The sequence below is a fragment of the Aromatoleum sp. genome (genome assembly GCF_036675785.1).
GTDB lineage: Bacteria > Pseudomonadota > Gammaproteobacteria > Burkholderiales > Rhodocyclaceae > Aromatoleum.
On record NZ_JAKFEF010000010.1, the window covers coordinates 36,760 to 49,549 of the forward strand.

Annotated in this window: 13 protein-coding genes; 1 reads left to right on the plus strand and 12 read right to left on the minus strand. The window is 67.2% G+C overall.

Annotated elements, in window-relative coordinates:
- Positions 1 to 2: 2 nt before the first annotated feature.
- The 12 genes from tssG to V6M37_RS01815 all read right to left on the minus strand — a co-directional run bounded on the left by tssG (position 3) and on the right by V6M37_RS01815 (position 11,494).
- Complete coding sequence (gene tssG, locus V6M37_RS01760) at positions 3 to 1,043, minus strand: type VI secretion system baseplate subunit TssG (protein WP_332670511.1); 1,041 nt, start codon at positions 1,041 to 1,043, stop codon at positions 3 to 5.
- Positions 1,007 to 2,863 (minus strand): type VI secretion system baseplate subunit TssF, encoded by a 1,857-nt coding sequence (tssF, locus tag V6M37_RS01765; RefSeq protein WP_332670513.1) that lies wholly within the window; start codon positions 2,861 to 2,863, stop codon positions 1,007 to 1,009. Before tssF ends, tssG begins: the two co-directional genes overlap by 37 nt.
- A gap of 27 nt (positions 2,864 to 2,890) precedes the next feature.
- The gene (locus V6M37_RS01770; protein WP_332670514.1) at positions 2,891 to 3,157 is read right to left on the minus strand and encodes a PAAR domain-containing protein; all 267 of its coding nucleotides are present in this window, start codon (positions 3,155 to 3,157) and stop codon (positions 2,891 to 2,893) included.
- Between the two features lie 119 nt (positions 3,158 to 3,276).
- Positions 3,277 to 3,507 (minus strand): hypothetical protein, encoded by a 231-nt coding sequence (locus V6M37_RS01775; RefSeq protein WP_332670516.1) that lies wholly within the window; start codon positions 3,505 to 3,507, stop codon positions 3,277 to 3,279.
- A gap of 56 nt (positions 3,508 to 3,563) precedes the next feature.
- A complete protein-coding gene (locus V6M37_RS01780) occupies positions 3,564 to 3,824 on the minus strand; it encodes a hypothetical protein (RefSeq protein WP_332670518.1) in 261 nt (86 codons plus the stop codon).
- A gap of 91 nt (positions 3,825 to 3,915) precedes the next feature.
- The gene (locus tag V6M37_RS01785) at positions 3,916 to 4,365 is read right to left on the minus strand and encodes an OmpA family protein (RefSeq protein ID WP_332670520.1); all 450 of its coding nucleotides are present in this window, start codon (positions 4,363 to 4,365) and stop codon (positions 3,916 to 3,918) included.
- A gap of 56 nt (positions 4,366 to 4,421) precedes the next feature.
- Positions 4,422 to 4,919, minus strand: a complete 498-nt coding sequence (locus V6M37_RS01790; RefSeq protein WP_332670522.1) for an Hcp family type VI secretion system effector — start codon at positions 4,917 to 4,919, stop codon at positions 4,422 to 4,424.
- Positions 4,920 to 4,974: 55 nt separating this feature from the next.
- Entirely contained in the window at positions 4,975 to 6,465 is a 1,491-nt protein-coding gene (gene tssC, locus V6M37_RS01795; protein WP_332670523.1) for a type VI secretion system contractile sheath large subunit, read from the minus strand.
- Positions 6,462 to 6,977: a type VI secretion system contractile sheath small subunit gene (tssB, locus tag V6M37_RS01800; RefSeq protein WP_332670525.1), complete on the minus strand. Its 516-nt coding sequence runs from the start codon at positions 6,975 to 6,977 to the stop codon at positions 6,462 to 6,464. Before tssB ends, tssC begins: the two co-directional genes overlap by 4 nt.
- A 45-nt stretch (positions 6,978 to 7,022) precedes the next feature.
- Positions 7,023 to 7,235, minus strand: a complete 213-nt coding sequence (locus tag V6M37_RS01805) for a hypothetical protein (protein ID WP_332670528.1) — start codon at positions 7,233 to 7,235, stop codon at positions 7,023 to 7,025.
- Between the two features lie 185 nt (positions 7,236 to 7,420).
- Entirely contained in the window at positions 7,421 to 11,143 is a 3,723-nt protein-coding gene (gene tssM, locus V6M37_RS01810; protein WP_332670530.1) for a type VI secretion system membrane subunit TssM, read from the minus strand.
- Between the two features lie 30 nt (positions 11,144 to 11,173).
- On the minus strand, positions 11,174 to 11,494 hold the full coding sequence (locus V6M37_RS01815; RefSeq protein ID WP_332670532.1) for a M15 family metallopeptidase: 321 nt from the start codon (positions 11,492 to 11,494) through the stop codon (positions 11,174 to 11,176).
- A 653-nt stretch (positions 11,495 to 12,147) separates the two neighbouring features.
- Here V6M37_RS01815 and tssJ point away from each other — a divergent pair.
- Positions 12,148 to 12,768, plus strand: coding sequence for a type VI secretion system lipoprotein TssJ (gene tssJ, locus V6M37_RS01820; protein ID WP_332670534.1), 621 nt, complete (start codon positions 12,148 to 12,150; stop codon positions 12,766 to 12,768).
- Positions 12,769 to 12,790: the final 22 nt, after the last annotated feature.

The following is a 12,790-nucleotide window of genomic DNA, read 5'->3' on the forward strand; positions in this document are numbered from 1 at the left end:
CGCTATTGCAGCAGCCGGTAGCACATCTGGTCAGGATCGACTACGGGCGGCCCGTCGGCCAGCCAGACGTTGCCGCCGAGGCGCAGTGATGCGCCCGCTGCGAGGCGCGGTTCGGGCACGTCGCGCCGGTCGAGGACGAGCGTCACGTCGCAGGCGAGGCCGAATCCGACAGCGAAGCGCATCAGCGCCTCCAGACCTTCGGCCCCCCGTTCGCCGGGCAGAAACTGCTCAAACCTCTCCCGCCGCATCGGTCCGAGGCGCAGCTCGACCTTCGTCTGGCGATTCCACTGGCGGCCACCGATGAATGCCGAGCCGAGCTCGTTGCGCCCCAGCTCGAGGCGGGTCTGCTCGCCGAGCGGCAACTCGACCCAGTGCCCGACGAACTGGACGAGTTCGGCGGGCACGCCGGCGAAGGCCCCGACCAGGCTCGTCACCGCCGACGCGGAAAGCGGCTTCTGCGCGAGCAGGCCGGCGTGTCGGATGAAAAAGCTCTCACCGAAGCCCGTCATGCCGCCCGCGTCGAGCGCCTCGCGCAGCGGTCCGAACCCGACTCCCGCGAGATCCAGTACGTTGCGGGTCAAGCCGTCCCGCTCGCCGCTTTCGACCCCGAGCCAGTGGCGATACTTCCGCCACGCGCCGTGGAACAGCGCGACCGCGCGATGACTGAAGAGGTCGAGAAAGGCGTGGGCCGCGGTGTCGCCGAAAACGTCGCGCCGCTCGATCAGCAGTTCGGTGTAGATGGCGGGTAGCGCGCCGCTCGGCCCGGTGAGTCCCATGAACGCGACGGTCATCTCGTCGCGGGCTTCGTCGATCAGAGGTCCAGAGGCCGCAGGCGAATAGCCGACGAGTTCGCTCGGCGGAAACGACAGCGACGCGGTGGTCCGAAAACGCAGCCCGGGTGGCAGTCCGTCCGACGACTTGTCGCCGGCGCGCCTTGCAGTGAGCGACAGCAGCCGCACGGCCTGAAAGAACTCGTAGGCACTCGCGTCGCGGGCGAGTTCGTCGTTTAGATCACGAGCGCTTCGCCCGAGCGCGGCGGCCATGCGGCGATCTCCCTCTGTTGCCAGGCGCTTCGGACCCCGAGTCGGACGAAGCTGTTGGGGGCGCAATAGAGCGCAAAGAACCGCTCGAGCACGCTCGCGAAGAGGTAGCTGCTCGCGCCCACGAAGTAGTCGTCATCGAGCGTCAGGCTGATGTCGGTACCGCGAACGAAGCCGCTGAAATCCCGCCCGGCGACGCGCGCCAAGCCGGGTTCGCTGCCGATCGCCACGATGCCTTGGATCTGGCGGTTCGTCACGGGGGAACCGGTCAGGTCATAAAGGCCGAGAAGTTCCTGCAGCGTCTCCTTGCCCTCGCCGACGATCGAGAGATAGTTCAGCGACAGGTGGGAAATAAGGCGCCACTGCAGCCCGCGGCGAGCGGACGGGCGCAGGCTCGGGGTGGGCTTCCGAAGCAGGCGGACGCGCTTGACGACCGGGTGGCCCGGCAGGGTGAAATCCGTGTGCGGCGCGCTCTGACTGCCGCCGAACGGGATCTGTTCGGGGAGGTCGCGGTTGCTGCACAGGAGTTCGAGGCTCAGCACTTCGGCGGCGGGGCGCACCGGCCCGAAATCGAGGTCGACCAGATGCAGCGCGACGTCCGTTCCCTTGTCGTCTTTCCGCGCGGAGCCTTCCCGGCTTGCATGCCAATGAAAGCGTGCCGCTCGTCCGGCGCTGTGGCCGCCGGCGTAGAACGCCGGCACCTCCTCACTGCACTCGTTGCCGCCGCTGCGTTCGACTCGCCGCACGCGCCGGATCTGAACGATCTCGTAGGCGTGCGGTTTGCGTCGGTCGGCGCGCACCGCATAGGACGCCTGCTGGTGCGTCACGCGAATCGGCTCCGCAGCGTGGACGAAGAGATTCACGATCGGAGTGCAGCCGAGTTTCAGATGTTGCGGGCCGAGCTTGTCGAGAAGGCGAACGTGGCGCTCGGTGTCCGGCCAGTGCCGGATCGCGCAGCGGATCACGAGTCGACGGCCGGAAAGCGATGCCGCCGCTTCGTCGAGGCGCGTGAAGTCGACGAACAGGAACTTGTCGGGAAAGCTGAAATATTCGGTCAGCAGCCGGTAACCGAGGAACGAGCGTTCGTCGTACTCGAGCATCCCCTCCTCGCGACCGAAGCCGACCGCCTGGATGGCGCTCGCAGGAAGCTCGCCCGTGCGCGACGCGCTGCCGCTGCCATCACCGACGCGGACGCGGTGCACCGACGAGAGCAGCACTTCGTACAGCAGATGCATCAGCGGCGGTTCGCCGTCGAGGAAGAAGCGCAGACGCTGGATCCCGATTTGCGAAATCTCCAGATCACCATGGGTTTCGAGTTCGAGCGTCAGCACCGCCGCGGCGCCGGGAGCGAGCCGGCGCAGATGCTCCGAAGCGACCGTCAGTTCGAGCCGCGCCGCCGTCAGGGACAGCGGAAGAAGATCGACCGGATAACACGTGCGGAAGCGGCATTCGACTCCCTGCACCGCCGGCGAATGGACCGGCTGATGGCGCCCGACGGTGTAGCGCCGGGCAAGCTCCGGACGCGCCCGGTCCGTTTCAAACTGGACGATCGTCGACGCCGGAATCGGCTGCAGATAGTGCGGGTAAAGGACGTCGAGGAGACTCGCCGCAATCTCCGGATATTCGTCGTCAAGCTTGCGGTGGATGCGCGCGGCAAGAAACGCGAAGGCCTCGATGACGCGCTCGGTATGCGGGTCCTCGCACCGGTCGCCTTCCAGTTGCAGGCGACCCGCGATCTTCGGATAGCGCCGCGCGAATTCGCCCGACAGCTCGCGCAGGTGGGCGAGTTCGCGCTCGTAGTAGGGAAGGAGGGATTCAAGCATGAAGTCGCGCCGGAACTGTCATCGCCGTCACCGCTTGCCGACACGACCGGTGCTGGCCAGCAGCGCGGCGCCGCAACTCGTCTTGTGTCCGTCGAAAGCGATCGGAACGCCGTCGACGGTGACCGACGGATCGCCCTCGGTGATCGTGCAGTTGTCATGCCCCTTGAGAGGGCACACACAGCGATCCCCGACTCCCGCGACGGGAATGCCGTCCACCGTATAGTGCGTGGCGCCGACGGCGATCACGCTGCCGCCGTGAGAGGTTGCGTCGCCGAGTCGAATTACGTTTCGCATGATTGGTTTTTCCGCTGTTGGGCAGAAAATCGGGGGGCACGGGGTGGCGAACCCCGGCCGATATCCATCAGAGGAATAACTGGGTTGCGTATCGCGCGTCTGGCGCTGCCGTGCATGAATCAAGCGCCCCTATGCAGGCCGACCGGCACCCGGGAGTTGAGGATCGCTGCCAGGATTCGGCTGCCTTCCTCGGGTCTGGTGGACGCATCCCCACCGGCAGCGCGTACTTCAGCGCTCAGGGCCTCGCCGTATGCCACGAGCTTCCACACGGAGGCTACGCGGTAGGCGGGCTGCACGCCGCGCAGCTTGTCCCACAGGCCCGGGCTACTGAAAAATGCTGCCTTGGGCATCGGCTCGCCCTCGTGGATATGCAATCTCTTGACCTCGCTGACGACTCCGCAGCGCCTCACCGTGCCGCCGCCGGCATCGAGAATCCCGAAGGCCGCGGGCAGGTCCAGCAGGGATTTGAGCCCGACGGAGGCATCCGGCGAGAGGCATCGCAGCCGATACCGGTACGGCGATGACAGCGCCCCTCCTCGCCGACGACCGTTTGCGGCAGGAGCTGCCTCGGATGACGCGAGCCGTCGCCGAGTTCGAGGGTGATCACCCGCTGCGCCTGCGTGAAGGCGCTCGCGAACGAGGCGAGAAGTTCGGGAAGCGCGATCATCGGGCGCGTCGCGTGCCGGCGAATGCCAGCAGGACGATCGGGCTGAAACAGCTGGCGGATGGCATTCGCCGGCTCGCGTCGACGGCCGCGGTCACTGCAACTCGACCTCTGCGGCGTGCATCTTGCGTTCCGTGTTGTACCGGACCCGCATCGAACGGGCAGGCACGCCGGCCTTGAGCAATACCTTGCGCACGGCTTGCGCGCGCGCGATTGCCGCGTCCTTCGCGTTGCCGACCTCGGTACGGTCGCAGTACCCGCGGATGAGGATCGAGTCGGCGTTCCTGGCCCGCTCCGCGAACGCGGCAACGTTCGCCTTTTCGCCTTCCGACAGGCTGACGCTCATTTTGTCGAAGGGGAACAGTTGCGGACGTTCGTCCGCGTGGCGGTTGTCACCGCGGTTCTCGTCATTGCGGGGCGTCTCGGCCGCCCGCTCGCCGGCGGTGTCCGGCTCCGGCGTGACCGGCGGAGTCGGGTTGGCCGCGCAGGCGACAAGCAGCGCCGCGCCAAGGACGACCATGGCGCGGCGGACGAACAGCTTCAAGCCAGGCATCGAGCACGTGCCCGACCGGGCGCCCGCGATGCGGGAGGACGGCCGGCTCATGCAATGACCTTGTTCGCGGTGAGATCCCAGCCTGCGCCGACGTTTCCGCCACCCGCGCCGTCCTCTCGCTTCTGCTGGGTGTAAGTCCAGCGGATCTTGCCGTAGCTGAAACTCACGCTTTCCTGCGGGAATCCCTGGTCGTTCGCGGCGCCGCCAGATTGCAACCGCGACACGAGCACCTGTTCGAGCTTCACTTCCATGTACTTCACCTTGTCACCCCCGGCACGGCACAGCTCGAGGACGACCTCCTTAATGTGCCTGCCGGTGCAGCAGGCTTCGTAGAGCTTCGGGCTCGACTTGTCGAGCAGATGCACGATGTCGAAGGTGCCGTGATTGACGCGCTCGGCGGTCGCACCCCCGACCGAGCTCGCGGTCGCCGATGCGGGTTGCTCCATGGCGTGTGCGAAGGACAGGACCTCGATCCAGTCCTTGTGCTTGTCGTCGGTACATTCACCGGGAATGCCATCGATCTTGAGGAATGCGTCGAATGCCATGCTGATCTCCAGAAACGGTGGTAAAGAAATTGATGAGGGGCGGCGGATTCGCGACTCAGCGAACCGCCTTGGGGAGCTCGGCGACCAGGCGGAGCGATATCGTCAGTTCGTCGAGCTGAAAATGGGGGCGCAGAAAGGCGGCGGCGCGGTAGACCCCCGCCTTGCCCGGCACTTCGACGACGTCGACCCGCGCTTCGCGAAGCGGATACTTGGACTTCGCCTCCTGTGACGCCGAGTCGTCGAGCAGCACGTACTGCGCGAGCCAGGCATTGAGGAAATCCTGCACGTCCTGCCGCGAGGCGAAGCTGCCGATCTTGTCGCGCATGATCGACTTCATGTAATGCGCGATACGCGACACGGCGAAGATGTAGGGCAGTTGGGTCGACAGCCGCGCGTTCGCGTTGGCCGCGTCGGTGTTGTAGCTGCGCGGCTTCTGGGCGGACTGGCCGCTGAAGAACGACGCGTAGTCGGTGTTCTTGCAATGGACGAGGGAAATGAAGCCGAGGTCGGCGAGGAGCTTTTCGCTGCGGTCGGTGATCGCCACCTCGGTAGGGCACTTGAGCGCCACTTCGCCGTCGTCGGTGCGAAACGTGTGCGCGGGGAGCCCGTCGACCAACCCTCCCCCTTCGACGCCGCGAATCGCCGCGAGCCAGCCGAATTGAGCGAACGCCTGCGTCAACCGCGCGGCATACGCATAGACCGCGTTGGTCCACAGATATTTGTCGTGCTCGGTGCCATCGACGTCTTCCTCGAAGTTGAAAGCATCGACCGGGCAGGTGGCCGCCCCGTACGGTAGCCGGCCGAGCACGCGCGGCAGCACGAGACCGGTGTAGCGCGCATCCTCGGAGTCACGGAACGCTTTCCACTTCGCGTACTCGGCGGTATCGAAGATTTTCGCCAGATCGCGCGGTCGTCCGATGTCGGCGAAGCTTTGGATGCCAAAGAGCGCCGGCGCGGCGGCGCTCATGTAGGGAGCATGGGCGGCGGCGGCGACGTGCGACAGCTGTTCGAGGAGATAGAGGTCTTCCGGATGGCGGGAGAACGCATAGTCGCCGATGAGCGCGGCATACGGTGCACCGCCGAACGTGCCGTACTCTTCTTCGTAGATTTTCTTGAATAGCGCGCTCTGGTCGAAATCGGCCGACGCCCGGAAGTCCTTCACCAGATCCTTCCGGGAGACGTTCAGCACCTTCAGCTTCAGCATCGTGCCGGTTTCCGACTTGTCGACGAGGTGCTTCAAACCCCGCCAGGACGCCTCGAGCGTCTGGAAATCGGGCACGTGCAGGATTTCGTTGAGCTGGTCGGAAAGGAGCGCGTCGATCTCGGCGATTCGCGCATCGATGCTCGCCGCGAGACTCGCCGTCACGACCACGGCGCCTGACAGAACTTGGTCGACCAGTTCGCCGATGAGATCGCGTGCGCGGAGCTGCTCGGCGTCGCTCGTGGCGATCCGGCTCTGTTCGATGATCGTGTCGAGCAGCGACGCATTGGATGCTACAAGCGCGGCGGGAGCGACGGCTGCATGAACTTGCATCTGCGCGCTCATTCCCTTGCCTCTCCATCCGGCAAGGCGTCGGTGCGCACCGCCTGGAGCCGTTCGGTGTCGCGCAACACTTCGTCGAGCAACTCCTCCAGGCGGTCGTTGGCGACCATTTTGTTGCGCAGTTCCGCGAGCCGCTCCCGCGCCTCGAGCAACCGGCGCAGCGGCTCGATCTGGCGCACGACGTTCTGCGGCTCGAAGTCGGCGAGCGCGTTGAATTCGAGCTCGACTCCCAACTGGCTGTCGTCGTCCCGCAAGCGGTTGGCGACACGCATTTCGAGTCGCGGCCCGATGCCCTTCAGCACCTCGTCGAAATTGTCGCGATCGATCTGGACGAAGCGCCGCTCCTTGAGCTTCGGAAGGTCGCGGCTGCCGTGCCCAGAATAATCCCCGAGGACGCCGAGCACGAACGGAAGCTCCTTGGTTTCAATGGCCTCGCCCAGCTCCACGTCGTAGGTGATCTGAACGCGCGGCGGGCGAATCCGCGACAGCTTCTTCTGAGTACTTACTTTTGACATTGGGCTACCTCCAACCGCGGGATTATATATGCTTTACGCATATTTTCAACCGATGCTGCGGCTGAGCTGTTCGAGGATCCGGCACAACGCGTGAAGGCTCAGCGACGGATCCGCAAGCTGCCGACCGAGGACGTACGCCGCTTCCGCGTAAGCCTGGCGCCGGCACCAGTGAGATGCCTCGTCGCACACGTCGATGACGCTCGGCTCGTTGGCGACCGCTCGCTCGGCGTTCAGCGGCTCGACTCGCGACGCGGGCAACACGACCCCTGCGACGAGCGGATAGAGCCGGCCGGCACGGTCCCGGATCGGGCGCAGGACTCCGCAGAAGGCGCTCCGCCCGTCATCCGAACCGACGTGGAATTCACTGCAGCCTCGCGCGAGATAGGCATCATCGGTCCAGCGTCGCGGCCACGGATGAAGCCGAGGGACATGAGTTCGCAACCTCAGGGGGTGATCCGTTCGGGCAGGCTGAGCCGCCGCAGGCTGGAGAGTTGCAGCGGGCTCACGCCGGCAAGATTGCGGAAGCGCAGCTTCACCGTGCGGTCGCTCCGCTCGCCTTCGACATGCCACGCAAGCTGCGCGGTGCCGTCGCCGGGTTCCTGCTTACTTGCATCACCGAGAAGGCGGAGGAAGCCCATCCTGCCGGTCTGGTTTGCAACAACCGATACCACGCCGCCGAGGTCCACGACCTGGATCCGGGCGCCGTGGCGGTCGTCCTCTCCCGGCCACCTGAACTCCTGCCACGGCTGCGGTCCGTTGCGGTAACGAAGCATCTTCCCGCCGATCTCGACGCTGATTTCGCTCAGACCCGGTGTCGGCACCGGCTGCAATTCGAACCGTCCGTCGGCTCCGTCCTGGCTCAATTTGTCCCCGAGGACGGACAGACGGCCGACACCGGACAGGAACGACGCGTTCAGGCGCAGCCCCTGGCTGCCCCACGTCCGCGGCGCCAACTGCTCACCGCGGCGGACGACGAGTCCGTCGAGATGCCGGTCGACGAAGCGCGCGAGCGTTCCATTGGGTCGCGTGAAGCGGGCTATGTCGGCGAGCACCGCGTCGTGCCCGGTGTCGCTGAACGGATACTTGTCGGCGAGGGTGCGCCACGACGAATAGATCTCCCGCTGCCAGGCCTGGTTGAGATCCTGCTCGACCGGGGGGATCAGCGCACCGTAGGCGAGCATCAGCGGACGGACCAGGATCGGCCGCAGCATGCGCCGGGAGGCGTCGCCCGCGCTCGCTAGCATCACGCCGTCGACATACTGCAGCGCCTGGGCGAGCTCCGATCCCGAGCCCTCGAGCGTCGAATGCATCAGTTGCCGGGCGACGGACGCGGGGTCGTCGTGGCCCGCCGCCGCCACGAGCCTGCCCCGCACCCGCGAGAGCTGCTCGAGGTAGCCGGACATCGCCGCAGCGCCCGCCTCTCCGGCGATCGCGGAGACGGTCTCGAACTCCCGCCCGAGCGGGCCGAGCTGCGGCGGATGCGGCACCGACAGCGACGTTGCGTCGGATTCGACCAACGCGGTGCGCGGTCCGCTTGGGGAAGCCGCCAAAGCGGAGGCGGCCGGCTCGTTGTCCCACGATGTCTCGTGCGCCATCCGCACGAGCAGCAGCCGGATCGGGGAGGACTGCAGGTCGGCGAGCCGCGCGAGGGCGCCGGCCGTCTCGGCCAGCCCTCCCTGTTCGAGCACCGCGACCCCTTGCAGGAACTCGGTCCACGCGCGGGCGAACTCGTCCCGATACAGCGCTTCGAGCTCGAGCCGGTTCCTTTCGGCGGCGGCGCCGCTGCCGAGGCTGTCTTCGTGCGCCACCGCGAGGACCCAGTCGTCGCTCTTGATCCCGCCACGGCTCATGTCGCGCAACGCGCGCCGCAGGTACTGCTCCCACGCTTCGCGCGTGAACGCCCCCGGAACGACGACGCTGCCACCGACGATGCCCGCGTCCTTGCCGGCGAGGATGCGCGACACGGAAAGCGGCGCGAAGCGGGTGTTCGCTCGCGTCTTCAATTCGTTGTACACGCGCTCGGTCGCGGACATCTGCTGCAGTGAACCGCGCAGCACGCCGCGCGCGCGCTCGACCACCTGCTGTTCGTTGTCGATCAGCGGCAGATCCGGCGCCCCGAGCTGGCCGACGTAGAACGCGGCGACCCGCTCGGCGAGCGCGATGACGGCGTCGGTGTCGTGCCCGCCACGGTTCTGCTCGAGCCACGGGCGCCAGTGACGCGGCAGCTGGTCGCTCAAGTGCGCCTGCTCCATGCGGGCCTGCTCGTGCAGCATGAGGTAGGTCTTCAGCGCGTTGTAGGTGTGCTCCAGATTCGCGCCGCTGCCTCGCGGGCGAAGGCGGACCGGTTCGGACACTGCCACGGCCGCACCGGGGGTCGGCGTCGGCGTTTCGCTGGGCGCGGCAACGGCACGGCCGGGAAGCGGAATGATCGGCAGCCCTGGCGACACGACCGGCGCCCCCGGGCGGGCGGACGGGCCTTCGTCTCGCCGATGCGCGATCCGCAACGCGGACCCGCGCCCCGACAGCGTCTCTTCGAGACTCGCCTTCACCGGCGCGAGCATCACCGTGCGCAGGCCGGCAAAGTACTGCTTTCGCAGCATCGCCTCGAGCGGCTCGCCGCGGTACAGCCCCATGTCGATCCGCCACGGATGCCCATGCTCGCGGTAGCGCTGGAATTCCTCCAGGCGCCGTTGCAGCAGCAGGAGTCCGCCCAGGCGGTCGAGGAGGTGCGCGCTCGCGATCAGTTCGGCCGCCTGCAGCGATTCGGCCCGGGCTGCATCCATCAGCTTCTGGTTGCCGACGAACGCCCAGGTCAGTGCGGCTGACAGCACCGCGAGCATCGTCAGGCCACCGGCAAGACCCGCGAGCCGCCAGCGGCTGCGACCGGACCGGGTCTGGCGCGCGATCAGGTGCTGATCCAGGAAAAGCACTTCGCGGAACAGGTCGCGCAGGAAATAGCTGTACGACGTGGGCGACTGCCGGTTTTCGAAGCTACCGCGAGCAAGCGCGAAACGCTCCGCGACGCGCCCCGACGTGGCGATCTGCGGCGCCCCGTGCTGCAGGGCGCTCGTGAGATAAAAGCCGCGCAGCAACGGGCGCGCGTGGTACGGGTCATCCTCGTGCAGCAGTTCGACGAAGCGCCACAACGCGTCGCGAAGCGCATGGAACTCGATCGGGAACGCGAACAGCGACGCATCCGCCCGGCGTCCTCGGCTTGCCGCGAGCCGCTCCTCGCTCATCTCGCGCAGCCCCTCGCACAGCGCATCGAAATGCTGGCCGACCACCCGCGCCGCGTCGAAGTCGCCGCCCTGATCGTGCTCGAGCGTCGCCCCCCACACCCGGGTCCGCTCTTCGGGAGGGAGGTGCGAGAAGAACTGCGCGAAGCCGGCGAGCAGGTCGAGCTTCGTGACGACGAGGTAGATCGGGACCTGAAGGCCGAACGCGGCGTCGATCTCATGGATGCGTTCGCGGATCTGGCGCGCATACACCGCGAACCGCTCCGACCGCCAATCGGCCAGTTCGGTCAGGCTGACGGCGACGAGAATTCCGTTGACCGGCGCGCGGGAGCGGTGGCGTTTGAGCAGCTTCAGGAACGCGAGCCACTCGGCGCGATCCTCGCTCTGCGTCGCATAACGCCCCGCCGTGTCGAGCAGCACGCCCTCGGCAGCGAAAAACCAGTCGCAGTGACGCGTGCCGCCCACCCCCTGGACGCCGTGCTTGTCCGCGAGCGGAAATGTCAGCCCGGAATTCAGGACGGCGCTGCTTTTCCCGGCCGCCGGGTGACCGATGACCATATACCACGGCAGCTCGTAGAGCGCCGCGTTGCCGCCGGCTTCGCCGATGCGCGACTGCCGGAGGGTGGCGATCGCCGACAGCAGGCCCTGGCGCAATGCCGCGACTTCGGCGCGCCGCTCGGGCCGCGCGTCGATGACGGCCTCGTCGGCCTGGCGCCGCAACATCCGGGCGATGAGGCCGCCGGAACGCCGCGCGAGAACGTGGCGACCGATCAGCGCCGCCACTCCGATCGCGACGAGAATGCCGATGCCGAGCAGGCGTGACGACGTGCTCGTCAGTCCGACCAGCGGACCGACATACCAGATCAATGCCGCGAGCAGCAAATAGCCGGCGCCTGCCGCGACCGCGGCGATGTTGAACCTTGTATTCATCGTCTTGAAATCTGCAGAAAAAGGGGCCGCTCAGCCCCCGTTCGTCATCCGCCGGTCCGCCGACTCGACGTGCCCGTAGTCGCGCAGCGACCAGCGTCCGCCCCACACCAGCCCGGCTGCTTCGGCCGCCTCGCCGAGCGCCTGATACGCCCGCCACGCCCACGGATCCCGCTCGGACAGCACGATCTGCCCGTCCCGCAGCGGCGCGAGGTCCGCGGCCAGTCCGTACTGGTGCTTGCTCTGGAAGCCGCGCGCCTGCGTCACCCGTTGCTCGCCGTCGGCCAGCACGTCTTGGCGTTCGGGCGAGCGATAACCTTCGATCAGCACCACCGGGTAGCCCCGTCTCTCCATCTTCGCCGCGACGTCGAGCACCGCGCGCGAAGCGCGGCTCGAGCCGTCCCCAGTCGCGATCCGCCGTCGCGAGCGCCGGTCGCGCTTCGGACACGAACGACGAAGGCGGTAAAGGCGGCGGAGCCACGAGCACGTCGGCATCGGAGCGGAACGGAAGGCGAAGCGCCCCGACGCCGCCGTCCGACGGCGGCACGACACTCTGCAGCCGGCCGGCGAGTTCCGCGGAAAAAGCGACCATCGCACCGACGATAAGGACCACGAGCGAAAGCCAACGGACAACCGGCCGGCCGAACGCCGCAACGAGCGTCGCGCGCGCCCCGGCCCTGCGCCTTCCCGCTCCCCGAGACGGCGCGTCTCGCATCGGTACTGCGGCATCCACAAGCGGCGCATAAAAAAAACGTCGCGCGATCCAGCCGAGGCCGAGGAACAGACCGGCGAGCGCCGATACGAGCCACTGGGAAGCGGGTGAAGGCATGAGATCGAGTCGAATTCCTGGACGACGGACAAGCGCCTCCCGGGGGAGTCCGAGAACATGCGAAAAACATTATATTTTATTCATATGTCACATGTACAACAATTTGCAATTGACATACAATCGCCGTTTGCCACTTTCGGCACTCCCGCTCACCCTCTTGCGCCAGCACCTGCTTCCGATGTCGTTCGTCGCCGCCCGCCCGTTATTCCGCACCGTTGCGCTGCCCGTCGCGACGCTCGTTCCTGACCGCCGTCTACGACCCGCCCGCGTCTTTCTCTCGGCGGCGCGCGGCGTCGGCATCGTGGTCTCCGCGCTCGCGCTCGGCGCCTGCGCGACGAAGCCGCACTCCCTGCAGATCGACGCGGTCGCCGCGCCGGTCATCAATCGCGACATCGACGGCGAGCCGCTTTCGATGGTCGTGCGGCTGTACCAGCTCAAGGACCGGAGCGCATTTGACCTCCTGACGTTCGACGCGGCCGCACGGGCAGCCGACGACAAGGAGCTCTTCGGCGACCAGGTCGTGTCGCGCCGCGAGCTCCTGCTGGTGCCCGGCGGAAGCCGCTCCGAGGCCGAGATGCTCGCGCCCGAGACCCGCTACGTCGGCATCGCCGGATTCTTCCGCGAGCCGGACAGCCAGCACTGGCGCTTCCTCATCGAAGCGCAGTCGATCCGCGCGAAGGGGCTGCGCTTCCGGGTCGAGGACTGCCACCTGACCTTGCTCGAGCCCGCAGCACTCGCAATCCCCGGCCAGCCGGTCGACCACCGGCCGCAGTGCCGCCCTGCCGCGAGCAGGGGCTAGGTCGGTTCGGACGGGAACGAAG